We start from the raw sequence: 24,486 nt of genomic DNA on the forward strand, positions 1-24,486 counted from the left end.
ACACCATAGACGCTGTAACCGGTTGTTGCGCGGCGCGGCGTCCTGCCGACCGACATTGGGCGGTTTAGCCGCCCAATGGCGACGGATGCGGATGCATCACTGCACGCTGACGTTCTTCCTCGAGAAATTTCATGATGATCGGCGCCACCGCTTCGGCCCGGGTAATCAGGAACAGATGGCCGTCATCGATGATGTGCAACTGGGCATTGGGAATGCGCCAGGCCAGCAAGCGCATGTTGACCAGCGGGATCAGCGGGTCGTCGTCACCTGCCAGCACGAGAGTCGGCTGGTTGATCTTGTGCAGCCAGTGAATGCTGGTCCAGCCAAGACCGGCGAACAACTGCCAGTAGTAACCGAGCTTGCCCGCCGAACGCACTTTCGCGGCATGGCTGGCGGCCAGCGTCGGGTCGCGACGGAACGAGCCGCCGTAAATCATCGGGGCGATGCGGATCACGTGGGACGGCTGGATGTAGCGTCGTGGGCTGGCCATCATCCACAACACTTTCGGTTTGCCCGGTACCATCACCGCGCCTGCCGCCGTGGCCGCCAGCACCAGCTTCTTGCAACGCTCGGGATAGTCGTAAGCGAATTGCTGCGCAAGGGCGCCGCCCCACGACACGCCGATCACATTGACCTGTCCGTAGTCGAGATAATCGAGCATCCGCGCCGTGAGTTTGGCCAGGCCCGGAAAACGATAAGGCCGGTTCGGCGTCGACGAACCACCGACACCGGGGACGTCGAACGCGATGACCTCCAGGTCCGGATCCAGCGCCGCGACGAACGGAAACACCAGCTCAAGGTTGGCGCCGATGCCATTGAAAATCAGCAGGGGCGTCAAGTGAGGCTTGCCGGGACGTACTGCCGTGCGGAGGGTCTGGCCATCCAGGTCGACGGTACGGAATATGAACGGATGCGGCATGCTCAAGCCCTGTTTATGAATTCATCCCCGATCCCCCTGCAGGAGCGAGCCTGCTCGCGATAGCGTTGTGTCAGTCGACGCCTGTGCCGCAGACAGATCGCATTCGCGAGCAGGCTCGCTCCCACAGTGGCGCGGGGTGTGTCAGTTACCGCTCATGTACATATGTGCCCGGCGCTGCTTCGCCCGCCGGATAGGCTTTGTTGCCCAGTTTTGCCGGGGCCTTCTTCATGTCGCCCGAACGCTGGGCCTGCCACGCCTGCCAATGCAGCCACCAGGAGTCGGTGTGCTTGGTGGAGTTCTCTTGCCACTCCTCGGCACTGGTGGCCATTTTCTCGGTGCTGGTCATGTAGCGCGATTTCGGGTTGCCCGGCGGGTTCAGGATGCTCTGGATATGCCCACTGCTGGACAGCACGAATTCAACGTTGCCACCGAACAGCTGTGCCGACTTGTAGCAAGACTTCCACGGCGTGATGTGGTCATTGGTGCCGGCCAGGGAAAAGATATCGGCGGTGACCTGCTTGAGGTCAATTGGCGTGCCGCACACTTCCAGTGCATTGGAGCGGATCAATGGGTTGTTTTTGAACATCTCGATCAAGTCGCCGTGGAACGCTGCCGGCAACCGTGTGGTGTCGTTGTTCCAGAACAGGATGTCGAACACCGGCGGCTCGTTGCCCAGCAGGTAGTTGTTGACCCAGTAGTTCCAGATCAGGTCGTTGGGGCGCATCCAGGCGAAGACTTTCGCCATGTCGCGGCCTTCCAGCACGCCGGCCTGATACGAATGGCGCTTGGCGGTCTCGAGGGTCTGCTCGTCGACGAACAGGGCCACGTCGCTGTCCAGGGTCGTGTCGAGCACGCTGACCAGCAGGGTGAGGGCATTGACCTTGTTCTCGCCGATCGCGGCGTAGTGGCCCAGCAGCGCGGTGCAGGTAATGCCGCCGGAGCAGGCGCCGAGCATGTTCACGTCTTTGCTGCCGGTGATGGCGGTGACCACGTCGACCGCTTCCTTGAGCGCCTCGATGTAGGTCGACAGGCCCCACTCGCGCTGCTCCTTGGTCGGGTTGCGCCAGCTGACGATGAAGGTCTGCACGTTGTTGCGCAGGCAGAACCGCGCCAGGCTCTTGTCCGGGCTCAGGTCGAAAACATAGAACTTGTTGATTTGCGGCGGCACCACCAGCAGCGGGCGCTCGTGGACTTGTTCGGTAATCGGCTTGTACTGGATCAGCTCCAGCACATCATTGCGGAACACTACCGCACCTTCGGTCACGCCCAGGCTTTTTCCGACCTCGAACGCACCCATGTTGACCTGGCTCGGCATGCCGCCGTTGTGCACCATGTCCTTGGCCAGATGCGAGAGACCGTCGAGCAGGCTTTTGCCGCCGGTTTCGAAAAAGCGTTTGACCGCTGCAGGGTTGGCCGCCGTGTTGGTTGGGGCAAACGCTTCGGTCATCAGGTTGATCACGAAGTGCCCGCGGGCGACGTCCTTGGGCGCGAGGTTGCTGTCGTCGATCCAGTCGTGGAGTTCCTTGCGCCACGCCAGGTAGGTTTGCAGATAACGTTTATAAAGCGGGTTCTGGCTCCAGGCCGGATCCGCGAAGCGACGGTCATCGCTGGTCGGTTGCAGCTCGGATTTACCGAACAGCACATTCTTGAGTTCAAGGCCGAAATGCGCAACATGCTTGGCGCTGTGCACCGGTTGCTTGATGGCCTGCCTGAGCACCATTCGAGCAGAAGCCAGTAGATCCTTTCCACGCAGCCCAACGACAGGATTCAGTCCCAAGGTGTTTTCCGAGGCCTGATATTTCAAGTCATCGTTATTCTTGTTACTCATCTACGACGCTCCATTGTCCTGAGACGAGTACCGGGACCTGCTGTGCAGTCACACAGCCAATGCCAGGTACTACTGCTCGGGTGACCGTTAATACTGCATCGCTGCTTTTTGTTCGCAGAGAGCACTGCAGGGAACTTGCCAGCTCCATTGGTTACCCGAGTTTAATTTTTTTCGCAAGCAGGCCAAACGCCGACCCTGAAGCGGAGCATTCAAACAGATGAAATTAGAAAATGCCCTCTAAAGAGCAAGAGGCTCAGGCTAGAGCATCAGCTTGACGACGGACTCGTTGGGGTCGCGGGTTTTTCCGGCCGCTTTTAGCTCGGCAAGATAATCTTCCCAGAGCGCGTCATGACGTCGCCCCAGCTCGTACAGGTATTCCCAGGTGAACAGGCCGCTGTCGTGGCCGTCGTCGAAGGTCAGTTTCAGTGCGTACTGACCGGCCGGTTCTACCTTGCTCAGGCCTACGTTGATCTTGCCAAATTGCAGGACAGGTTTGCCGTGGCCCTGGACCTCGGCGGAAGGAGAGTGCACGCGCAAGAATTCGGCGGGCAAGGTGTATTCCTCGCCGGACGCATATTTGAGCGTCAGGGTTTTCGAGGCTTTGTGCAGTTTGATGTCGGTGGGAATCATGGGAAGGAGCCTTGGGCGGAAAAGCTACAAGCAGCAAGCTTAACTCAGCTTGCCGCATGTAGCTTGCCGCTTGCTGCTCTACAGAATATAGCGCGACAGGTCTTCGTTCTGCGCCAATTCACCGAGGTGGCTGTTGACGTAGTCGGCGTCGATCTGGATAACCTTGCCGTCATGGCTGCTGGCCAGGTCGCCGGCACTGAACGACACCTCTTCGAGCAGACGCTCGAGCAGCGTGTGCAGGCGACGGGCACCGATGTTCTCGGTTTTTTCGTTGACCTGCCAGGCGATCTCGGCGATGCGCTTGATGCCGCTCGGCTGGAACTCGATGCCCAGGCCTTCGGTTTTCAGCAGTGCGCAGTATTGCTCGGTGAGCGAGGCGTGCGGCTCGCTGAGGATGCGCTCGAAATCTTCCGGCGACAGCGCCTTGAGCTCGACACGAATCGGCAGGCGACCTTGCAGTTCAGGCACCAGATCGCTCGGCTTGCTCAGGTGGAAGGCACCCGACGCAATGAACAGGATGTGATCGGTCTTGACCATGCCCAGTTTGGTGTTGACGGTGCAGCCTTCGATCAGCGGCAGCAGGTCGCGTTGCACGCCTTCGCGGGACACGTCGACGCCACCGGAATTGCCACGTTTGGCGACCTTGTCGATTTCGTCGATGAACACGATACCGTGTTGCTCGACGGCTTCCAGGGCCTTGGCCTTCAACTCGTCATCGTTGACCAGTCGGCCGGCTTCTTCGTCACGCACCAGTTTCAGCGCTTCTTTGACCTTGAGCTTGCGAGCCTTCTTTTTGCCTTTGCCCATATTGGCGAACAGGCTTTGCAGCTGGTTGGTCATTTCTTCCATGCCCGGAGGCGCGGAGATATCGACGCCGGCCATCTCGGCGACTTCGATTTCGATCTCCTTGTCATCCAGCTGACCTTCACGCAGGCGTTTGCGGAACAGCTGGCGGGTGTTGGAGTCGGCAGTCGGGGCGTCGTCGTTGCTGAAACCCATGCGTGGCGGCGGCAGCAGCGCATCGAGAATGCGCTCTTCGGCGGCGTCTTCGGCGCGGTGGCGGACCTTGACGATTTCCTGTTCGCGCAGGAGTTTGATGGCGGCATCGGCGAGGTCGCGAATGATCGATTCGACATCACGGCCAACGTAGCCGACTTCGGTGAACTTGGTCGCTTCGACCTTGATGAACGGCGCGTTGGCCAGCTTGGCCAGGCGACGGGCGATCTCGGTTTTACCGACACCGGTCGGGCCGATCATCAGGATGTTCTTCGGCGTGACTTCAACGCGCAGCTCTTCAGGCAGCTGCATCCGGCGCCAGCGATTGCGCAGGGCAATGGCGACGGCGCGCTTGGCATCGTCCTGGCCGATGATATGGCGATTGAGTTCGTGGACGATTTCACGGGGAGTCATGGACATAGTATTTGGCGGACCTCAAGCAAGAATGAGCCGTGGCGCGATGGCCTGCACAGGCTTATTCGGCGCAGTCCTGCTCCTCAATGGTCTGGGTGTGGTTGGTGAAGACACAGATGTCGCCGGCGATGCCGAGGGCGGTTTCGACGATTTCACGGGCCGACAGACCGGTTTTTTTCAGCAGCGCGCTGGCGGCTGCTTGAGCGTAGGCGCCGCCGGAACCCATGGCGATCAGGCCGTCTTCGGGTTCAACTACGTCACCGTTGCCGGTGATGATCAGGGAAGCATCTTTGTTGGCGACGGCAAGCATGGCTTCGAGACGGCTCAGGGAACGGTCGGTGCGCCATTCTTTGGCGAGTTCGACAGCGGCGCGAACCAGGTGGCCCTGGTGTTTTTCCAGCTGGCCTTCGAAGCGTTCGAAGAGGGTAAAGGCGTCAGCGGTGGCGCCGGCAAAACCGGCGATGACCTGGCCGTGGTACAGGCGACGAACTTTTTTCGCGTTGCCTTTCATCACGGTGTTGCCAAGCGAAACCTGGCCGTCGCCGCCCATGACGACTTTGCCGTGGCGGCGAACTGAAACGATGGTGGTCAAGGGAAGAGTCTCCACGCAGCGGGGCGAAAATGCCTTATGCCCATTCATATGGGGGTGGTGGAGTGGATTTCAACTGTGGGGTGGGAGAGGGGACGGACGGTGTGGGGCAGAAATGGATTTGGTGATTATGAGGACGTCTTCGCGAGCAGGCTCGCTCCCACAGGATTTAGGCTAACCCTGTGGGAGCGAGCCTGCTCGCGAAGAATGATGATGCGGTCTCAGCGGCTCTGGCGTTGTTGTAACAACAGGTTGCTGAAGCCGGCGCCGGCCAGTTGTTTCTGCGCGGTGGTCAGTTGCTCGCGGTTGCTGAACGGGCCGACCAGGACGCGGTACCAGGTTTCGTCCTTGACCGTGCCGGACTCAACCGCCACCGCCTGGCCGAGCAGGATGATCTGCGCGCGCACCTTGTCGGCATCAGTTTCCTTGCGGAACGAACCCGCCTGCAGGAAGAACTTGGTCACCGGCGCGGCCTTGGTCACCGGCGGCGCGGGCGGCGGCGTAATGCCGGCCAGGGCTGCCTGGGCGCGGGCGGTGTCGATCTTCGCCGCTTCGGCCGGGGTCACCGGCGTGGTCGGAATGGCCGGCACTTGTGGCGTCGGCAGGGTTTTCTCCGGCACGGCATCCGGCGGTACGATGACCTCCGATTCCGGCAGCAACGTATAGAAGTCGTACTTCGGCTTCACCGGTTGCGTCGGGCTCGGCGGCGTTTTGTTGGCCTCGGCGATTTTGCTGGCTTTCTGTTGCTGCTCGACCTTCTCGCGCTTGACCGTATCGCTGCCCTTGCCCGGCTCCAGTTTCATCAGGAACACGAGGAACGCTCCGACCGTCAGGCCGATGGCCATCCACAACCAACCCGGGATCGGTTGCTTCGCTGGAGCTTGATAACGGCTGGCGCCACGCTTGGGTGCAGGTTTTTTCTTGGCAGCCAACTTACATGCGCTCCAGTGTTTCCAGGCCCAAGAGTTCCAGGCCTTGCTTGAGAGTACGTCCGGTCAACGCGGCGAGGCGCAGGCGGCTCTGCATTTGTTCCGGGGTTTCGGCGGCGAGGATCGGGCAGTTCTCGTAGAAGCTGGAGAACAGGCCGGCGACGTCATACAGGTAAGTGCAGAGGATGTGCGGCGTGCCTTTTTCGGCCACGTTGTTGAGGACCTCGCCGAACTGCGCGAGTTTCGCTGCCAGCTCGTGCTCATGCGGCGCTTCCAGCACGATCTGGCCTTCGACCTCGCTGAAGTCCTTGCCGAGTTTGCGGAACACGCCGGCCACGCGGGTGTAGGCGTACAGCAAGTACGGCGCGGTATTGCCTTCGAAGTTCAGCATCAGGTCGAAGTTGAAGCTGTAGTCGCTGGTGCGGTGTTTGGACAGGTCGGCGTATTTCACCGCGCCAATACCCACCACCTTGGCGATGTTGCGCAACTCGGCTTCGGCCAGTTCCGGGTTCTTGTCTTTCACCAGGGTGTAGGCGCGTTCCTGGGCTTCGGTCAGCAGGTCGATCAGCTTCACTGTGCCGCCATCGCGGGTTTTGAATGGACGGCCATCAGCGCCGTTCATGGTGCCGAAGCCCATGTGTTCCATTTCCATCGGATGGGTCACGAAGCCGGCCTTGCGCGCCACGGCGAACACTTGCTGGAAGTGCAGGGCCTGACGCTGGTCGACGAAGTACAGCGCGCGATCGGCTTTCAATACGCCGCTGCGGTAGCGCACGGCCGCGAGGTCGGTGGTGGCGTAGAGGTAGCCGCCATCAGCCTTGACGATGATCACTGGCAGCGGGTCGCCATCGGCATTCTTGAACTCGTCGAGGAACACGCACTGGGCGCCGTTGCTCTCGACCAGCATGCCGGCGGCCTTGAGGTCGTTGACCACGTTGATCAGGTCGTCGTTGTAGGCGCTTTCGCCCATCACGTCGGCCATGGTCAGCTTGACGTTCAGCAGTTCGTAGATTTTCTGGCAGTGGGACAGCGAGATGTCCTTGAACTTGGTCCACAGCGCCAGGCAATCGGCATCGCCGGCCTGCAGCTTGACCACCAGGCCACGGGCACGGTCGGCGAATTCTTCGGATTCGTCGAAGCGTTGCTTGGCGGCACGGTAGAAGTTTTCCAGGTCCGACAGCTCGTCGCTGGTGACCGGGTTTTCCTGCAGGTAAGCCATCAGCATACCGAACTGGGTGCCCCAGTCGCCGACGTGGTTCTGACGGATCACGGTGTCGCCGAGGAGTTCCAGCACGCGGGCCACGCCGTCGCCGATGATGGTCGAGCGCAAGTGGCCGACGTGCATCTCTTTGGCCAGGTTCGGCGCCGACAGGTCGACCACGGTGCGCTGCACCGGGCCAGCCTTGCGCACGCCGATGTTGGCATCGGCCAGGGCCGCGTCCAGGCGCGAGGCCAGGGCGTCGGTGTTCTGGAAGAAGTTCAGGAAGCCAGGGCCGGCGATTTCGGTCTTGCTGACGTTTTCGTCAGCCGGCAACGCGGCGATGATTTTTTCCGCCAGGTCGCGGGGCTTCATGCCCGCCGGTTTAGCCAGCATCATGGCGATGTTGCTGGCGAAGTCGCCGTTCTTCTTGTCGCGGGAGTTTTCCACCTGGATCGCCGGCGACAGGCCTTCAGGCAACACACCTTCGTTGACGAGTTGGGTGATGGCTTGTTGGATCAGCTGGCGAATGGTGTCTTTCATGGTCTTCTCTTTCGACCGCTGGCGCGGCGGCGCATCATGCGCTGGTGGAAAAACTGGGCATTATCCGTTGCGAAGGCGGGCTTGCCAACCTTAGCAGGCAGGTTGTGGATGTGTGGTGACAAATCAACCGCTATCAATACAAGTCGACCGGGTCCACATCCAAAGACCAACGCACCGCCCGCCCGCTCGGCATCTGCTCCAGCACCAGCAACCAACTGGCCAGCAATCGATGCAGCGGCGCCCGGGCCGTTGCCTGCAGCAGCAACTGCGCCCGATAACGTCCGGCCCGGCGTTCCATCGGAGCCGGCACCGGCCCGAGCAATTCGATACCGGTCAGGCTCTGTTCGGCCAGCAGGCGCTCAGCTTCGCTGCACGCTTCATCAAGAAAACCTTCAGCCTGCCCTGGTTTGTGTGCTTCGGCCCGCAACAACGCCAGATGCGCAAACGGCGGCAAGCCTGCGGCGCGACGTTCGCTCAAGGCTTGTTCGGCGAACGCGAAGTAACCTTGCTCGGTCAGCTGTATCAGCAATGGATGGTCGGCCAGGTGCGTCTGAATGATCACCTTGCCCGGTTCTTCGGCGCGGCCTGCGCGGCCCGCGACCTGAACAATCAATTGCGCCATGCGCTCACTGGCGCGGAAGTCGCCGGAGAACAGCCCGCCGTCGGCATCCAGAATCGACACCAGCGTTACCCGTGGAAAGTGGTGACCCTTGGCGAGCATCTGCGTGCCGATCAGGATGCACGGCTGGCCTTTTTGAATGGTCGCGAACAACTGGTTCATCGCGTCCTTGCGCGAGGTGCTGTCGCGATCGACCCGTAATACCGGGTAGTCCGGGAACAGGATCGCCAGGCGTTCCTCGGCCCGTTCGGTGCCGGCACCCACCGGACGCAAATCGACCTTGTTGCACTTCGGGCATTGGCGGGGCACGCGTTCGACGTAACCGCAGTGGTGGCAGCGCAGCTCCCCGTAACGCTGGTGCACGGTCATGCGCGCGTCGCAGCGCTGGCACTCGGACATCCAGCCGCAGTCGTGGCAAAGCAGGGTGGGCGCAAAGCCGCGGCGATTGAGGAACACCAGTACCTGCTGGCCGGCAGCCAGGGTCTGGCCGATAGCTTGTTGCATCGGCCCGGAAATGCCGCTGTCCAGCGGACGGCTTTTTACGTCCAGGCGCAGGAAGCGCGGTTGCTTGGCGCCGCCGGCGCGCTCATTCAGGCGTAGCAGGCCATATCGGCCGGTGTAGGCGTTGTGCAGGCTTTCCAGCGAAGGCGTGGCGGAGCCGAGCACAATCGGGATGTTTTCCTGTCGCGCGCGCACCAATGCCAGATCGCGGGCGTGGTAGCGCAGGCCTTCCTGCTGTTTATAAGAGCCGTCGTGCTCTTCATCGATGATGATCAACCCCGGGTTTTTCATCGGCGTGAACAGTGCCGAGCGGGTGCCGATAATAATGTCGGCCTCGCCATCGCGGGCGGCGAGCCAGGCGTCGAGGCGTTCGCGATCGTTGACCGCCGAGTGGATCAGCGCGATGCGCGCATTGAAGCGCTGCTCGAAGCGCGCCAGGGTTTGCGGGCCGAGGTTGATTTCCGGGATCAGCACCAACGCTTGCTTGCCGGCCTCCAGAGTCTCGCGGATGAGCTGCAAGTAGACTTCGGTCTTGCCGCTGCCGGTGACGCCGGCCAGCAGGAACGCGTGGTAACTGTCGAACCCGGCGCGGATCGCCTCATACGCCGCACGCTGTTCCGGGTTCAGCGGCAGCTCGGGTTGGGCCAGCCAGTGTTCATGACGAGCCCCTGGAGCATGGCGGCGAATCTCGACCTGCACCAGATCCTTGGCCAGCAGCAGGTCCAGGCTGTCTTTGCTCAGCATCAGTTTGCTCAGCAGTTGATGGGCGACGCCATGGGGGTGCTGGGCCAGCGTCGCCAGGGCTTCCCGTTGACGCGGGGCGCGAGCGATGCGCGGGTCATCGAGGCTCGCGCCCGGCGCGGCGGACCAGAAGCGTTCCTGGCGCGCTTCGGCCAGTTCACCCTGACGCAGCAGTACCGGTAACGCCCAGCTCAACGTGTCGCCGAGGCTGTGCTGGTAATACTGGGATGTCCACAGGCACAGTTTGAACAGCGCCGGTGGCAGCGGTGGTGTGGCGTCGAGCAAGGCCAGTGCGGGCTTGAGTTTTTCCGCCGGCACCTCGCTGGTGTCAGCGACCTCGACCAGGATCCCGATCATCTCGCGCCGGCCAAACGGCACTCGCAGGCGCATGCCGGGATGCAACTGATCGCGCCGCACGCCGGCTGGCGCGCGGTAATCGAACAGGCGGCGCAGCGGCGAAGGCAGGGCGAGGCGCAAAATGGCGTCGGGCACGCAGGATGGTCTCTTTAGGCGGGGAAGAAAGGCTGAGCGTGATCCCTGTGGGAGCGGGCTTGTATGCAGATGATCAGCGTATTGGGCCGGGAGCCTAGCAGACGGTCGGTCTAAGGGACAGCTTGCGTGATCGGCATTGTCTGGTAGAATCCGCGGCCTAATTACGTGCGGTATTCAACAATAGTGTTGGGTGGCGGCACGCTAGCCCGAGGAAGACACCATGAAAGCTGATATCCATCCAGAATACCCAGAAGTAGCTGTTACTTGCAGCTGCGGCAACAAGTTCGAAACTCGTTCGACCTTCGGCAAAGCCATGGCGATCGACGTTTGCAACGAATGCCACCCGTTCTACACCGGTAAGCAAAAGACTCTGGACACTGGCGGCCGCGTTCAGCGTTTCGCAGACCGTTTCGGTGCGTTCGGCGCGAAAAAGGCCTAAGGCCGATCAACTTGGGAAGCCGTCGCGGTTTTTCCATGCTGATAAAAAAGGCGTCCCTTGCGGGCGCCTTTTTTGTGTCCGCGATTTGGCTCTCCGCTGCCCAGGCCTTCTGTCCCGCGCCGTCCGGCCTGACATCCGCCACGGTGCAGCGAGTGGTCGACGGCGACACGCTGCGTCTGAGCGATGGCCGCAATGTGCGCATGATCGGCTTGAATACGCCGGAGCTGGGCAAGAAAGGTCGCTCCGACGAACCGTTCGCCGTGACTGCGCGCAAACGGCTGGAAGCCTTGGTGGCGGCAAGCGACGGGCGGGTCAGTCTGCAACCTGGTAAGGAAAGCAAAGACCGCTATGGCCGCACGCTGGCCCATGTCTATGGTGCCGACGGCGCCAGCCTCGAAGCGCAAATGCTTGCCGAAGGCCTTGGGTTTTTGGTGGCGGTCGCGCCGAATGTCGATCTGGTCAGCTGTCAGCAGGCGGCGGAGCGCAGCGCCCGCCAGGCCGGGCTCGGTGTGTGGCGCCAGTCGCCTGTACTGAAAGCGGATCAGATCAGCGCCTCCGGTTTTGCTCTGCTCAGCGGGCGTGTGAGCAAGGTTCAACGCAATCGTGGCGGGGTTTGGATCGAGTTGCAGGACCCGGTTGTACTGCGCGTTGCACCCAATTTGCTGAGCCGCTTCGATGTGGCTTCGCTGGAGGGCCTCAAAGGCAAGCAAGTCGAGGCTCGCGGATGGGTACTGGATCGCTCGCGCCGTGGCGGACTCAAAGAGGGTCAGGCGCGATGGGTGCTGCCATTGACCGACCCGGCGATGCTTCAGGTCGCGCCGTAAGAAAAAATTGTAGACATTTTTTCTGTTGATTGTGAACAGTCTATCCCTTGTGTTCCGCGGCTCTTGGCCCAAAGTCGTAAGGCCGGGCGCTTGACAGGGGTGACCGGTCAGTCTTGTGGGGATTTTGTGAGGCGCGTATCCTCGCTGACCAGTCTGTCCCACAGTAAAAGCGGAATGCCAAAATGTCTGATCTGAAAACTGCCGCTCTCGAATATCACGCCAATCCTCGTCCAGGAAAGCTGAGTGTCGAGCTCACCAAGGCCACCGCTACCGCCCGCGACCTGTCGCTGGCCTACAGCCCCGGCGTAGCCGAACCAGTACGCGAAATCGCCCGCGATCCTGAACTGGCCTACAAATACACCGGCAAAGGCAACCTGGTTGCAGTCATTTCCGATGGCACCGCGATTCTGGGCCTGGGTAACCTCGGCCCATTGGCTTCCAAGCCAGTGATGGAAGGTAAAGGCGTGCTGTTCAAGCGCTTCGCCGGCATCGACGTTTTCGACATCGAAGTCGACTCCGAAAGCCCGCAAGCCTTCATCGACCCCGTCAAGCGCATCTCCATCACCTTCGGTGGCATCAACCTGGAAGACATCAAGGCACCTGAGTGCTTCGAGATCGAGCGCGCTCTGATCGAGCAGTGCGACATCCCGGTATTCCACGATGACCAGCACGGCACCGCGATCGTAACCGCGGCCGGCATGATCAATGCCCTGGAAATCGCCGGTAAAACCCTGCCGGAAGCCAAAATCGTCTGCCTGGGCGCTGGCGCTGCGGCCATCTCCTGCATGAAATTGCTGGTGAGCATGGGCGCGAAGATCGAAAACATCTTCATGGTTGACCGTACCGGTGTGATCCACTCGGGCCGTGACGACCTGAACCAGTACAAGGCTGTTTTCGCTCACGCGACCGAAAAACGCACCCTGGCAGATGCGCTGGAAGGCGCAGACGTGTTCGTCGGTCTGTCCGGTCCGAACCTGCTGAGCGCTGAAGGCCTGCTGTCCATGGCGCCTAACCCGATCGTGTTCGCTTGCTCGAACCCTGATCCGGAAATTTCCCCGGAACTGGCGCACGCCACCCGTAACGACGTGATCATGGCCACCGGCCGTTCGGACTACCCGAACCAGGTCAACAACGTACTGGGCTTCCCGTTCATTTTCCGTGGTGCCCTGGACGTTCGCGCCAAGCGCATCAACGAAGAAATGAAAGTGGCTGCAGCCAACGCCCTGCGCGAACTGGCCAAGCTGCCAGTGCCTCAGGAAGTGTGCGACGCCTACGGCGGCATCAAGCTGGAATTCGGTCGTGAGTACATCATTCCGAAGCCAATGGATGCCCGCCTGATCACCCTGATCTCCGATGCCGTCGCTAAAGCCGCCATCGAGACCGGTGTGGCGACCCTGCCGTATCCGAAGAACTACCCGCTGAAAAGCGTGGATGACGTGTTCAACGGCTAAGCCGTTGTAGCACTTCAACCCAAAGCCCTGGCTCGTCATGAGTCGGGGTTTTTTATGCCTGTGGGTTTTGTGTTGCCTTTAGGGTTCCAGCGCTGGCAAGCCAGCTCCCGCAGGGGAGTGCGGTCAGGAGTGGGAGCTGGCTTGCCAGCGAAGAGGCCGGTTCAGTCAATGCAAAACGGTCAGATGTAAAAAAGCCCCGCGCTTCTCTCGAAGGCGGGGCTTTTCAATGTGGCTGCGATCAGAACAGGTCGATCGGCGCCGCTTCATCCGCTGGCAGCGGGCTGCCCGGCGCACTGCCGTTACCCAGCTCGTTCACCGATGGCGGCGTGTCTTCGGCCTTGAACAGTTCGAAGTAGGCCCCTGGCGTGCTCGGAGTGGCAGCGCGGCCGCTGATCGGGTCTACGCGCAGGCTCAGGATGCCTTCGGGCTCTGCCTGCGTGTGGGGCGGCAGGTCTTTGAGCGCGGCGCCCATGTAGTTCATCCAGATCGGCAGGGCGACGGTACCGCCGAACTCCTTGCGGCCCAGGCTTTCAGGCTGGTCGAAGCCGGTCCAGACCGTGGTCACGTAATCGGCGTTATAACCGGAGAACCAGGCGTCCTTGGACTCGTTGGTGGTACCGGTTTTACCCGCGATGTCGCCACGGCCCAGGGCCAGGGCGCGACGGCCGGTGCCGAGTTTGATCACGTCCTCGAGCATGCTATTGAGGATGTAGGTCGTGCGGCCATCAACGATGCGTTCAGCCACCGCCGGTGCTTGTGCCGCCGGTTGCGCGTTCAGCGTGTCGCTCGGGGTGGCATTGACGGTAAAGGCCTCGGCGACTGGCGCGGCGATACCGTCGGTGGCCGTGCCGCCCTTCGGCACGCTCGGCGGATTGGCGACGAAAAGCGTGTCGCCGTTGCGGCTTTCGATCTTGTCGATGAGGTAAGGAGTGATCTTGTAGCCACCGTTGGCGAAGGTGCTCCAGCCGGTCGCGATTTCCATCGGCGTCAGGGTCGCGGTGCCCAGTGCCAGGGACAGATTGGGCGGCAGGTCCTGCTTGTTGAAGCCGAAACGGGTGATGTAGTCGATGGTCTTGCCGACGCCCATTGCTTGCAGCAGGCGGATCGACACCAGGTTGCGCGACTTGTACAGCGCTTCACGCAAGCGGATCGGGCCAAGGAAGGTGTTGGTGTCGTTCTTCGGACGCCAGACCTTGTCCAGGTACTCGTCGACGAACACGATCGGTGCATCGTTCACCAGGCTGGCGGCGGTGTACCCGTTGTCCAGCGCGGCACTGTAAACGAATGGCTTGAAGCTCGAACCCGGCTGGCGCTTGGCCTGCAATGCACGGTTGTAGTTGCTCTGCTCAAAGGCAAAACCACCCACCAGCGAGCGGATGGCGCCGTTCTGCGGATCAAGGGATACCAGCGCGCCCTGGGCCTGTGGAATCTGGCTGAACTTGAGCGAGTCGTCCGGTTGGCGCTGGACGCGAATCAGGTCGCCGACCTGAGCGACATCCGACGGCTGCTTCGGATTGGCGCCCATGCTGTTGGTGTTCAAAAACGGGCGAGCCCATTTCATGGTGTCCCAGTTGACGTGCTCCTGTCCGGTGCGGGTCAGCACCTGCAGACCGGTCTTGTCGACCTGGGTCACGATGGCCGGCTCAAGGCTGCTGATGGTGCGCTGCTTGGTCAGTTCAGTGGCCCAGGCTTCGCGGGTCTTGCCCGGCAGGCGGGATTCAGGGCCGCGATAGCCGTGACGCTGGTCGTAGGTCATCAGGCCTTCGTGGAGGGCGGTGTTGGCCATTTCCTGAAGGTTGCTCGGCACGGTGGTGGTGACGCGGAAACCTTCGGTGTAGGCGTCGCTGCCATAGCGGCCGACCATTTCGGCACGGGCCATTTCGGCGATGTAAGGGGCGTTCACTTCCGGAGTCGGTACGTGATAGCTGGCGTTCAGCGGCTCGTTGATCGCGGCGGTGTAATCGGCTTCGCTGATCTTGCCCAGCTTGTACATGCGCCCCAGGATCCAGTCGCGACGCTCCTTGCTGCGGGCCGGGTTGGCCAGCGGGTTGAAGCGCGACGGGGCTTTTGGCAGGCCGGCAATCATCGCCATTTGCGCCAGGCTGACGTCACGAATCGACTTGCCGTAATACACCTGGGCCGCCGCCTCGATCCCGTAGGCGCGGTTGCCCAGATAGATCTTGTTGACGTACAGCTCAAGGATTTCGTCCTTGGTCAACTGACGTTCGATCTGCAAGGCCAGGAGAATCTCAGTGGTTTTGCGCGAGAAGCTGCGTTCGCTGGTCAGGAAGAAGTTCTTCGCCACCTGCATGGTGATGGTGCTGCCGCCGGACTGAATGTGGCCGCTCTTGACCAGTTGGGTGGCCGCGCGCATCAGGCTGCTGGGGTCAACGCCATAATGGTTGGCGAAATTGTCGTCTTCAGCACTTAGTAACGCATTTATGAAGTTGGGGGGAATGTCGGCGAACCTGATCGGTGTGCGGCGCATTTCGCCAAATTCTGCGATCAACTTGTTGTCGCTGCTGTAGACCCGCAATGGAATCTGCAACTGAATGCTTCTCAGAGCCTCCACGGACGGCAATCCGGGGCTAAGGTAAAGAAACGCCCCGCTCAGACCCAGAAGCAGTCCGCAGAAAACCGCGACGATGGACCAACCGAAAAATTTCAGCAGACGAATCAAGGCTTTTGGATATCCAGGGCAAAGAATGAATTAGGCATCAGGGTTCAGGCTAAAGGCGAACGACCCGCGCTTGAGAAAAAGCGGAAAAAAAACGCTGGGCATTATAAGCATTTTTCCGGTGCAGGCGTCATTGGCGGCTGCTGTCAAGACGGGCGGAGGGAACGCAACACATATTACAGAGTCCGTAACTCACGGATAGTCATAGGGAATTGCTAGTGCCAGGACTCTTCAACAAAAAAGCCAATACGCTTCTAGGGATCGACATCAGCTCCACCTCGGTGAAACTTCTGGAGCTGAGCCGTCAGGGCGACCGTTATCGGGTCGAGGCCTATGCGGTCGAGCCACTGCCTGCCAGCGCGGTGATCGAGAAAAACATCGCTGAGCTCGAAGGCGTGGGCCAGGCCCTTTCCCGCGTGCTGGTCAAGGCCAGGACCAGCGTCAAGAACGTCGCCGTGGCCGTTTCCGGTTCGGCGGTGATCACCAAGACCATCGAGATGGATGCGGGGCTTTCCGATGACGAGATGGAAAGCCAGCTCAAGATCGAGGCCGATCAGTACATCCCTTATCCGCTGGATGAAGTCGCCATCGATTTCGAAGTCCAGGGGGCGTCAGCGCGCAACCCCGAGCGGGTCAACGTACTGCTCGCCGCCTGTCGCAAGGAAAACGTCGAGGTTCGCGAAGCGGTATTGACCCTGGCCGGGCTCACCGCACGGGTGGTCGACGTGGAGGCCTATGCCCTGGAGCGCTCATTCGGTTTGCTGGCCAGTCAGTTGGCGGCGTCGAAAGAACGTCTGGTGGCGGTGGTCGATATCGGTGCGACCATGACTACCCTGAGCGTGCTGTTCAACGGGCGAATCATCTACACCCGCGAACAATTGTTCGGTGGGCGGCAACTGACCGAAGAGATCCAGCGTCGATACGGGCTGACTGTCGAGCAGGCGGGGCTGGCGAAGAAGCAGGGCGGCCTGCCGGACGATTACGTGCGCGAGGTGTTGCAGCCGTTCCGCGAGGCACTGGTACAGCAGGTGTCCCGTTCGTTGCAGTTTTTCTTCGCGTCCGGTCAGTACCATTCAGTCGATCAGATCCTTTTGGCGGGCGGCACCGCCTCGGTTTCCGGGCTGGACCGATTGATCGAACAGCAGCTGGGCACGCCGACGCAGGTTGCCAATCCGTTTGCCGAAATGACCCTGAGCAGCAAGGTCAATGCCGCGGCCCTGACCAGCGACGCCCCGGCCATGATGATCGCCTGCGGTCTGGCCCTCAGGAGTTTTGACTGATGGCACGGATCAATCTTTTACCCTGGCGCGAGGAACTGCGTGAACAACGCCGCAAACACTTTCTATTGATTCTGGTCGGCGTGCTTGTGGGGTCGACAGGCGCGGTATTGATCGCCAATCAGGCCATCAACAACGCCATCGACCGACAGGTTGCGCGCAACGATTACATCGGCAAACAGATCGTTGTGGTCGATGAGCGGATCAAGCAGATCAGTGAGCTCAAGGCTCGTCGCCAGCAGCTGGTAGAGCGCATGCGCATCATCCAGGACCTGCAAGGCAACCGACCGATCAGTGGGCGGATTTTTGATCAGCTCGCGCGTACTTTGCCGGACGGGGTCTATTTCACTGAAGTCAAAATGTCAGGCAAGACCTTGTCGATCAGCGGTGCGGCAGAATCGAACAATCGTGTTTCCGATCTGATGCGAAATCTGGATGCGTCCGATTGGTTCGATGCCCCCAGTCTGACCGAAGTGAAAGCGACCACCGCAGGTCAGCTGGATCAAGCCAACGTCTTTCAGTTGAGCGTGCGTCAGACGCAGCCTGCTGCCGTGGAGGGCGGGAAATGAGCCTTACCCGGTGGTTCGAAGGGCTGCGCAAGATCGACATCAATGAACTGGACACCAACAACATTGGTTCCTGGCCCCCCGCGATCAAGGTGTTGGTGGCTGTGTTACTGATGGTGCTGGTGCTGTCGCTGGGTTACAGCTTTTCCACCAGTGAGCTGCAGACCCAGCTTGATCTCAAGCGCGAAGAAGAGTCGACCCTCAAAGAGCAGTTCGCCACCAAGGCGCACATGGCGGCGAACCTTGAGCTTTATACGCAACAGATGAAAGAGATGGAGAACTCCTTTGGTGTGCTGCTGCGTCAATTGCCCAGCGACACCGAAGTGCCTGGTCTGCTGGAAGACATCACCCGCACCGGTCTGGGCAGTGGTCTGGAGTTTGAAGAAATCAAACTGCTGCCGGAGGTGACCCAGCCGTTCTACATCGAATTGCCGATCCAGATTACCGTCACCGGCGCCTATCACGACCTCGCGACGTTCGTCAGCGGAGTGGCCGGGCTGCCGCGTATCGTCACCCTGCATGATTTCGACCTGTCCCCGGTCAATCCTGACGGCGGACCGAAACTGCGCATGAGCATCCTGGCCAAGACCTATCGCTACAACGACAAAGGGCTACGTCAATGAGCCTTGTTCGCGGATTTACCGTAGCGCTATTGCTGGTCGTCCTGGCCGGTTGCGGTGGCGAGGACTTCAGTGACCTGGACGCCTACATGAACGAAATGCGCCTGCGGGCGCCGGGAAAGATTGAACCAACGCCGACATTCCGGTCTTACCCGACATTCACCTACAACGCGGCGAACCTGCGCAGCCCCTTTTCCCGGCAGGTCAGAATCGACCTGGCTGGTCAGAAACAAGGGTCGCGTAACGTCAAGCCAGACCCGAGCCGGGTCAAGCAATACCTCGAGGGTTTCAATATCGAGCAGTTTGAAATGGTCGGCACGATTTCCAACGCGGCGGGCTCCTTTGCGCTGTTGCGCGGGGCCGGCGGGGTGCATCGGCTGAAGGTCGGCGATTACCTTGGGCGTAACGATGGGCGAATAGTCGCCATCAGCAGCACCCAGGTCGACGTGGTCGAAATCGTCCCGGATGGTGAAGGTGCCTGGCTGGAAAGACCGCGGACCCTCCCTTTGAAAGAACACTCATAGTGGAACTCGAAAAATGAACAGGATTTTCTCCACCCTCGGAATGTCGCTATGGATAGCGTTGCTGTCGCCGATGGTACAAGCGGCCAACCTCAAGGCGCTGGAGGTTGCAGCGCTGCCGGGCGACCGCATCGAGTTGAAGTTGGCGTTCGATGAGCCACCGCCGCCGCCCAATGGTTACACCACGGAGTCGCCCGCGCGGATCGCCATCGACCTGCCTGGCGTGGTCAGCCACTTGACCAGCAAGACCCGTGACCTGGGCGCCGGCAACGCCCGCAGCGCAACAGTGGTCGAGGCCAAGGATCGTACGCGGCTGATCATCAATCTGACCCAGCTGACGCCTTACAACACGCGCGTCGAAGGCAACAACCTGTTCGTCGTGGTCGGGCAGGGTGGCAAAAGCACGGTATCGCGACCGGTCGTCACCGCCATTGCGGCAACGCCCCCGGTGCGCCCGGCTGCGGCGGCAGGCAAGACCATTCGCGGCGTGGACTTCCAGCGCGGCACCCAGGGTGAAGGCAATGTGGTGATCGATTTGTCGGATCCTTCCATTGCGCCCGACATCCAGGAGCGCGAGGGCAAGATCATTCTCGGTTTCGCCAGGACCCGTTTGCCCGAACCATTGCGAGTGCGCCTGGATGTGAAGGATTTCGCCACGCCGGTGCAGTTCGTCAATGCCAATTCCACCGGCGACAGAGCCACGATCACCATCGAGCCCAGCGGGGTCTTCGATTATTCGACCTTCCAGACCGACAACAAGCTGACCGTCAGCATCCGCCCGATGACCGCCGACGACCTGCAAAAACGTAACGCCGACCGTTACGCCTACAGCGGTGAAAAACTTTCGCTGAACTTCCAGGACATCGATGTGCGCTCGGTGCTGCAATTGATCGCCGATTTTACCAATCTCAACCTGGTGGCCAGCGACACGGTGCAAGGCGGCATTACCCTGCGCCTGCAAAACGTCCCCTGGGACCAGGCACTGGATCTGGTGCTGAAAACCAAGGGCCTGGACAAACGCAAAATCGGCAATGTCCTGCTGGTGGCGCCGGCCGATGAAATTGCCGCCCGTGAGCGCCAGGAGCTGGAGTCGCAAAAGCAAATCGCCGAACTCGCGCCGCTGCGTCGCGAGCTGCTTCAGGTCAACTATGCCAAGGCAGCCGATATCGCCAAGCTGTTTCAGTCGGTGACCAGTGCCGAGTCGAAAATCGACGAACGGGGTTCGATCACTGTCGATGAGCGCACCAACAACATCATCGCCTACCAGACCCAGGACCGACTCGACGAGCTGCGTCGGATCGTGGCGCAACTGGATATTCCGGTGCGGCAAGTGATGATCGAGGCGCGCATCGTCGAAGCCAACGTCGATTACGACAAAAGCCTGGGCGTGCGCTGGGGGGGCTCGATCCAGAACAAGGGCAACTGGAATACGTCGGGCGTCAGCAACGGTGCCAATGCGTCATCGACCATCGGCACGCCGGGCAGCACCAGCACCAATTCACCGTTCGTCGACCTGGGGGCAGTCAACAATACCTCGGGAATCGGCATTGCCTTCATCACCGACAATGTCCTGCTGGACCTTGAGCTGACCGCCATGGAGAAAACCGGCAACGGCGAAATCGTCTCACAACCCAAGGTGGTCACGTCCGACAAGGAAACGGCGAAGATCCTCAAGGGCACCGAGATTCCCTATCAGGAAGCCAGCTCCAGCGGCGCCACCTCCGTGTCGTTCAAGGAGGCTTCGCTGTCGCTAGAGGTCACCCCGCAAATCACGCCGGACAACCGGATCATCATGGAGGTGAAGGTCACCAAGGACGAGCCGGACTACTTGAACAAGGTCCAGGATGTGCCGCCGATAAAGAAAAACGAAGTCAACGCCAAAGTCCTGGTCAATGATGGCGAGACCATCGTCATTGGTGGTGTTTTCTCAAATACTCAGAGCAAGGTTGTAGATAAGGTGCCATTTCTTGGCGATGTGCCGTATCTTGGCCGCCTTTTCCGGCGTGACGTGGTTTCGGAGAAAAAATCCGAGCTGTTGGTGTTTCTCACTCCGCGTATCATGAATAACCAGGCGATTGCTGTGAGTCGTTGATTCTGTGCGAAATTTGATTCTTGTAGGACCGATGGGCGCTGGAAAAAGCACCATCGGCCGGTTGCTGGCCAAAGAGCTGCGCTTGCCATTCAAAGATTCCGATAAGGAAATTGAATTACGCACGGGCGCCAATATCCCATGGATCTTCGATAAAGAAGGCGAACCGGGCTTTCGTGATCGCGAGCAGGCCATGATTGCCGAGCTGTGCGATTACGACGGCGTGGTGCTGGCGACCGGTGGAGGTGCTGTCATGCGCGAGGCCAATCGTCGGGCACTGCACGCCGGCGGTCGCGTGGTCTATCTGCATGCCTCCGTCGAGCAGCAGGTCGGGCGCACCGCTCGCGACCGCAATCGTCCCTTGCTTCGCACCGCCGACCCGGCCAAGACCCTTCGGGACCTGCTGGCGATCCGCGATCCGCTTTATCGGGAAATCGCCGATCTGGTGGTGGAAACCGATGAGCGGCCACCGCGAATGGTCGTGCTCGATATTCTGGAACGTCTGCAGCAGCTGCCGCCCCGTTAAAGCGCCGCACGAAATGCGCTATCCTCGGCGTCCCGCCATGACCGCACACGGTTGTGGCGGCTGGCTACCGAACGGCGTCACACCAGCTGAGGCCGTGGACATTCGTTAATTCAAGGCAGGACGCCTGATTCCATCTTCACTGTGGGGACACATGCAGACACTCAAGGTCGATCTAGGCGAGCGCAGCTACCCGATTCACATTGGCGAAGGTTTGTTGGATCAGCCTGAGCTGCTGGCCCCGCATATTCGCGGACGGCAAGTGGCGATCATCTCCAACGAAACCGTTGCGCCGCTCTATCTCGAACGTCTGACCCGCAGTCTGGCGCAGTTCTCGGTGATTTCCGTGGTGTTGCCCGATGGTGAAGCCTTCAAGACCTGGGAAACCCTGCAACTGATCTTCGACGGCCTGCTGACCGCCCGGCACGATCGCCGCACCACCGTGATCGCCCTTGGCGGCGGCGTGATTGGTGACATGGCCGGTTTTGCTGCCGCTTGTTACCAGCGCGGTGTTGATTTCATTCAGGTCCCGACCACGCTGTTGTCGCAAGTCGACTCTTCCGTGGGCGGCAAGACCGGGATCAACCATCCGCTGGGCAAGAACATGGTTGGCGCCTTCTATCAGCCGAACGTCGTGCTGATCGACACCGCTTCCCTCAATACCCTGCCGGCCCGGGAACTGTCTGCCGGCCTGGCTGAGGTCATCAAGTACGGGCTGATCTGCGACGAGCCGTTCCTGACCTGGCTCGAAGACAACGTCGATCGCCTGCGCAACCTGGACCAACAGGCCCTGACTTACGCCATCGAACGTTCCTGCGCGGCCAAGGCTGCGGTGGTCGGTGCCGACGAAAAAGAGACCGGTGTGCGAGCCACGCTCAACCTCGGTCACACCTTCGGTCATGCCATCGAAACCCACATGGGCTATGGTGTCTGGCTTCACGGTGAAGCCGTGGCGACTGGCACCGTAATGGCGCTTGAGATGTCCGCGCGCCTGGGCTGGATCAGTGAGCAGGAGCGCGATCGCGGTATTCGTTTGTTCCAGCGCGCCGGGTTGCCGGTCATCCCGCCTGAAGAGATGACCGAGGCCGATTTCCTCGAACACATGGCAATTGATAAAAAAGTGATCGACGGTCGTTTGCGCCTGGTGCTGCTGCGCCACATGGGCGAAGCAGTGGTGACCGACGATTATCCGAAAGAGGTTCTACAGGCCACGCTGGGAGCGGATTACCGCGCCCTGGCTCAGCTTAAAGGTTAATAAGAACGCGATGACTAGTTTGCATGCCGACGAGGCTTTCCTCGGCCATTACCAGTTGAGTCATGACCCTTTCGCTCCACGGGTGCCTGGCTTCAAGTTTTTCCCGGCCCAGCGCAAGCCCGTGCTGGGGCAGTTGCATCACCTGGCGCGTTACAGCCAGTTGCTGCTGGTGGTCACGGGGCCACAAGGCAGTGGCAAAACCCTGCTGCGTCAGGCTTTGGTGGCCAGCACCAATAAACAGTCGGTGCAGAGCGTGGTGGTGTCCGCCCGTGGCGCCGGCGATTCGGCGGGTGTGCTGCGTCAGGTCGCCCAGGCGCTGGACGTTGCCCAGCCTGAGATCGGCGCCATCCTGGCTCAGGTGGTGCAACTGGCGCTGACCGGTCAGGAGGTCTATCTGCTGGTGGATGACGCCGAGCAGCTCGATGAATCCGCGCTCGAAGCGTTGATGGCGCTGGGTGCCGGTGCACCGGAAGGACGCCCGCATGTGTTCCTGTTCGGCGAGTCGTCGTTGATTGCCCAACTCGAGCAATTGAGCCTCGAGGAAGAGCGCTTCCACGTCATCGAGCTGCAGCCTTACACCGAAGAAGAAACCCGCGAATACCTGGACCAGCGCCTTGAAGGTGCGGGTCGGGGTATCGAACTTTTCACCGCGGATCAGATCTCTGATATTCACGAAAGCTCCGAGGGTTGGCCTGGCAATATCAACCAGGTTGCCCGCGATGCAATGATCGAAGCCATGATTGCCAGCCGCTCAGCGGTGAAACGTCCAAGTATGGGGTTCAATATGCCGAAGAAACACGTATTGGCGATTTCCGCCGTCGTCGTGGTCGCGGTAGCCGCCGCCTGGTTGATGCCGGGTCGCAGCAAGGCACCGACCACGGGTGCTCCGGCCAACGAACAGGCGCAATTGCCGCTCGGCCAGGGTGCGCCTCAGTCGAACGGTGGTGCGCCAGCCGTCGAATTTGCCGGCAATACGCAGCCAATGCCGCTGCCGTTGGTCGGTAACTCGCAGCCTGTCATGCGGGGGCCTCTGGCTGAAGCGGCGGGTGGTATCACCGAAGGCGACGATGGCGTTCCGCTTGAAGGTTCCAGCGAGACCCCGCCGACCGTCACCACCACCACTGCGCCGCCTGCGGGCGTTCCGGCCGGCCCTGCGCCGACGCCGGTGACCAAGCCGGTTCCGGCACCGACTCAGGTTGCTACCGCCAAACCTGCGCCAGTTCCGGCGCCTGCCGCCAAGCCTGCCCCGGCGCCTGCGAAACCGGCCGTCGCCGCGGCCAAGCCTGTCGAGAAACCAGCCGCCGCCACCAAGGCAGCGGGTGGTACCTGGTACGCCGGACAGGCGCCGGGTAACTACGTGGTGCAGATCCTCGGCACCAGCTCCGAAGCGGCTGCGCAAAACTTCGTCAAGGAGCAGGGCGGCGAGTACCGGTACTTCAAGAAAGTACTGAACGGCAAACCGCTTTACGTCATCACCTACGGCAGTTTCAGCAACCGCGATGCAGCCGTTTCCGCCATCAAGGCCTTGCCAGCGAAGGTTCAGGCTGGTAAACCTTGGCCTCGCACTGTCGCCAGCGTCCAACAGGAACTGGCAACAACTCGCTGAAGATTCGGCGGCCTTACCCAGGCCGCCTCTCCAAGCACCTCAAAATTTCTGCACGGCATGCCGCCTCTACAGGCCGCGTGCCTTGTGGTGTCTGCGTCACAGTAGTCTTTGAGTCGTTGCGGTCAGAATTAAAAAAGTTTTGACTAGCACAGCAGATCGCTTTAAACCTTTCACAAATGCGACATAGATTTGCGACATTTCGTCGTCAAATTTGTGAGCCTCCGTGTCGGTGTGTACAA

At 60.7% G+C, this 24,486-nt stretch carries 20 protein-coding genes; 11 read left to right on the top strand and 9 right to left on the bottom strand.

All coding sequences use genetic code 11. The annotated features are described in order from the left end of the window. Window positions 1-64: 64 nt before the first annotated feature. The 8 genes from phaZ to BVK86_RS15380 all read right to left on the bottom strand — a co-directional run bounded on the left by phaZ (window position 65) and on the right by BVK86_RS15380 (window position 10,399). Window positions 65-919 (bottom strand): poly(3-hydroxyalkanoate) depolymerase, encoded by an 855-nt coding sequence (gene phaZ / locus BVK86_RS15345; RefSeq protein WP_075947224.1) that lies wholly within the window; start codon window positions 917-919, stop codon window positions 65-67. Window positions 920-1,064: 145 nt separating this feature from the next. After that, window positions 1,065-2,747, bottom strand: a complete 1,683-nt coding sequence (phaC, locus tag BVK86_RS15350) for a class II poly(R)-hydroxyalkanoic acid synthase (protein WP_075947225.1) — start codon at window positions 2,745-2,747, stop codon at window positions 1,065-1,067. Between the two features lie 258 nt (window positions 2,748-3,005). Then, the gene (locus BVK86_RS15355; protein WP_075947226.1) at window positions 3,006-3,377 is read right to left on the bottom strand and encodes a gamma-butyrobetaine hydroxylase family protein; all 372 of its coding nucleotides are present in this window, start codon (window positions 3,375-3,377) and stop codon (window positions 3,006-3,008) included. A 78-nt stretch (window positions 3,378-3,455) separates the two neighbouring features. Then, window positions 3,456-4,793 (bottom strand): ATP-dependent protease ATPase subunit HslU, encoded by a 1,338-nt coding sequence (gene hslU, locus BVK86_RS15360; RefSeq protein ID WP_075947227.1) that lies wholly within the window; start codon window positions 4,791-4,793, stop codon window positions 3,456-3,458. A gap of 55 nt (window positions 4,794-4,848) precedes the next feature. Continuing rightward, window positions 4,849-5,379 carry an ATP-dependent protease subunit HslV gene (gene hslV / locus BVK86_RS15365; RefSeq protein ID WP_075947228.1) on the bottom strand — a complete coding sequence of 177 codons (531 nt, stop codon included), beginning with the start codon at window positions 5,377-5,379 and terminating at the stop codon, window positions 4,849-4,851. Between the two features lie 218 nt (window positions 5,380-5,597). After that, window positions 5,598-6,308, bottom strand: coding sequence for an SPOR domain-containing protein (locus BVK86_RS15370; RefSeq protein ID WP_075947229.1), 711 nt, complete (start codon window positions 6,306-6,308; stop codon window positions 5,598-5,600). Between the two features lies 1 nt (window position 6,309). Further along, entirely contained in the window at window positions 6,310-8,046 is a 1,737-nt protein-coding gene (gene argS / locus BVK86_RS15375; RefSeq protein ID WP_075947230.1) for an arginine--tRNA ligase, read from the bottom strand. 133 nt (window positions 8,047-8,179) lie between these two features. Further along, window positions 8,180-10,399, bottom strand: coding sequence for a primosomal protein N' (locus BVK86_RS15380; RefSeq protein WP_075947231.1), 2,220 nt, complete (start codon window positions 10,397-10,399; stop codon window positions 8,180-8,182). A 220-nt stretch (window positions 10,400-10,619) separates the two neighbouring features. Here BVK86_RS15380 and rpmE point away from each other — a divergent pair, with 220 nt between their 5' ends. The 3 genes from rpmE (at window position 10,620) to BVK86_RS15395 (ending at window position 13,113) form a co-directional block, all read left to right on the top strand. Further along, complete coding sequence (gene rpmE / locus BVK86_RS15385; RefSeq protein WP_075947232.1) at window positions 10,620-10,838, top strand: 50S ribosomal protein L31; 219 nt, start codon at window positions 10,620-10,622, stop codon at window positions 10,836-10,838. A gap of 35 nt (window positions 10,839-10,873) precedes the next feature. Next, window positions 10,874-11,662 carry a thermonuclease family protein gene (locus BVK86_RS15390; RefSeq protein WP_075947233.1) on the top strand — a complete coding sequence of 263 codons (789 nt, stop codon included), beginning with the start codon at window positions 10,874-10,876 and terminating at the stop codon, window positions 11,660-11,662. A 182-nt stretch (window positions 11,663-11,844) separates the two neighbouring features. Further along, window positions 11,845-13,113, top strand: coding sequence for a malic enzyme-like NAD(P)-binding protein (locus BVK86_RS15395; protein WP_075947234.1), 1,269 nt, complete (start codon window positions 11,845-11,847; stop codon window positions 13,111-13,113). Window positions 13,114-13,351: 238 nt separating this feature from the next. Here the strand turns inward: BVK86_RS15395 and BVK86_RS15400 are convergent, their stop codons facing one another. Further along, complete coding sequence (locus BVK86_RS15400; RefSeq protein WP_408002981.1) at window positions 13,352-15,790, bottom strand: penicillin-binding protein 1A; 2,439 nt, start codon at window positions 15,788-15,790, stop codon at window positions 13,352-13,354. 218 nt (window positions 15,791-16,008) lie between these two features. On the opposite strand from BVK86_RS15400, the gene BVK86_RS15405 reads away from it, so the two are divergent. From BVK86_RS15405 to BVK86_RS15440, 8 genes are all read left to right on the top strand, one after another. Continuing rightward, window positions 16,009-17,070, top strand: a complete 1,062-nt coding sequence (locus BVK86_RS15405; protein WP_075947236.1) for a pilus assembly protein PilM — start codon at window positions 16,009-16,011, stop codon at window positions 17,068-17,070. Continuing rightward, window positions 17,070-17,636 carry a PilN domain-containing protein gene (locus BVK86_RS15410; RefSeq protein ID WP_075947237.1) on the top strand — a complete coding sequence of 189 codons (567 nt, stop codon included), beginning with the start codon at window positions 17,070-17,072 and terminating at the stop codon, window positions 17,634-17,636. The genes BVK86_RS15405 and BVK86_RS15410 overlap by 1 nt, the downstream gene beginning before the upstream one ends. Further along, entirely contained in the window at window positions 17,633-18,256 is a 624-nt protein-coding gene (gene pilO, locus BVK86_RS15415) for a type 4a pilus biogenesis protein PilO (RefSeq protein WP_075947238.1), read from the top strand. Before BVK86_RS15410 ends, pilO begins: the two co-directional genes overlap by 4 nt. Next, window positions 18,253-18,777: a pilus assembly protein PilP gene (locus BVK86_RS15420; protein WP_075947239.1), complete on the top strand. Its 525-nt coding sequence runs from the start codon at window positions 18,253-18,255 to the stop codon at window positions 18,775-18,777. The genes pilO and BVK86_RS15420 overlap by 4 nt, the downstream gene beginning before the upstream one ends. Window positions 18,778-18,790: 13 nt before the next feature. Next, entirely contained in the window at window positions 18,791-20,866 is a 2,076-nt protein-coding gene (locus tag BVK86_RS15425; protein WP_075947240.1) for a type IV pilus secretin PilQ, read from the top strand. A 4-nt stretch (window positions 20,867-20,870) separates the two neighbouring features. After that, window positions 20,871-21,389 (top strand): shikimate kinase AroK, encoded by a 519-nt coding sequence (gene aroK / locus BVK86_RS15430; protein ID WP_015093141.1) that lies wholly within the window; start codon window positions 20,871-20,873, stop codon window positions 21,387-21,389. 151 nt (window positions 21,390-21,540) lie between these two features. Next, the gene (gene aroB / locus BVK86_RS15435) at window positions 21,541-22,641 is read left to right on the top strand and encodes a 3-dehydroquinate synthase (RefSeq protein ID WP_075947241.1); all 1,101 of its coding nucleotides are present in this window, start codon (window positions 21,541-21,543) and stop codon (window positions 22,639-22,641) included. Between the two features lie 10 nt (window positions 22,642-22,651). Further along, window positions 22,652-24,247, top strand: coding sequence for an AAA family ATPase (locus BVK86_RS15440; RefSeq protein WP_075947242.1), 1,596 nt, complete (start codon window positions 22,652-22,654; stop codon window positions 24,245-24,247). The last annotated feature ends 239 nt before the right edge of the window (window positions 24,248-24,486 follow it).

The organism is Pseudomonas reinekei, from assembly GCF_001945365.1.
GTDB lineage: Bacteria > Pseudomonadota > Gammaproteobacteria > Pseudomonadales > Pseudomonadaceae > Aquipseudomonas > Aquipseudomonas reinekei.

What these genes read in the sequence shown, in the direction of transcription:
- phaC (WP_075947225.1), bottom strand. Translation starts at nt 2,747, where the DNA reads ATGAGTAACAAGAATAACGATGACTTGAAATATCAGGCCTCGGAAAAC.
- pilO (WP_075947238.1), top strand. Translation starts at nt 17,633, where the DNA reads ATGAGCCTTACCCGGTGGTTCGAAGGGCTGCGCAAGATCGACATCAAT.
- phaZ (WP_075947224.1), bottom strand. Translation starts at nt 919, where the DNA reads ATGCCGCATCCGTTCATATTCCGTACCGTCGACCTGGATGGCCAGACC.
- BVK86_RS15410 (WP_075947237.1), top strand. Translation starts at nt 17,070, where the DNA reads ATGGCACGGATCAATCTTTTACCCTGGCGCGAGGAACTGCGTGAACAA.
- BVK86_RS15355 (WP_075947226.1), bottom strand. Translation starts at nt 3,377, where the DNA reads ATGATTCCCACCGACATCAAACTGCACAAAGCCTCGAAAACCCTGACG.
- BVK86_RS15440 (WP_075947242.1), top strand. Translation starts at nt 22,652, where the DNA reads ATGACTAGTTTGCATGCCGACGAGGCTTTCCTCGGCCATTACCAGTTG.
- BVK86_RS15420 (WP_075947239.1), top strand. Translation starts at nt 18,253, where the DNA reads ATGAGCCTTGTTCGCGGATTTACCGTAGCGCTATTGCTGGTCGTCCTG.
- BVK86_RS15395 (WP_075947234.1), top strand. Translation starts at nt 11,845, where the DNA reads ATGTCTGATCTGAAAACTGCCGCTCTCGAATATCACGCCAATCCTCGT.
- aroB (WP_075947241.1), top strand. Translation starts at nt 21,541, where the DNA reads ATGCAGACACTCAAGGTCGATCTAGGCGAGCGCAGCTACCCGATTCAC.
- BVK86_RS15425 (WP_075947240.1), top strand. Translation starts at nt 18,791, where the DNA reads ATGAACAGGATTTTCTCCACCCTCGGAATGTCGCTATGGATAGCGTTG.
- rpmE (WP_075947232.1), top strand. Translation starts at nt 10,620, where the DNA reads ATGAAAGCTGATATCCATCCAGAATACCCAGAAGTAGCTGTTACTTGC.
- BVK86_RS15390 (WP_075947233.1), top strand. Translation starts at nt 10,874, where the DNA reads ATGCTGATAAAAAAGGCGTCCCTTGCGGGCGCCTTTTTTGTGTCCGCG.
- hslU (WP_075947227.1), bottom strand. Translation starts at nt 4,793, where the DNA reads ATGTCCATGACTCCCCGTGAAATCGTCCACGAACTCAATCGCCATATC.
- argS (WP_075947230.1), bottom strand. Translation starts at nt 8,046, where the DNA reads ATGAAAGACACCATTCGCCAGCTGATCCAACAAGCCATCACCCAACTC.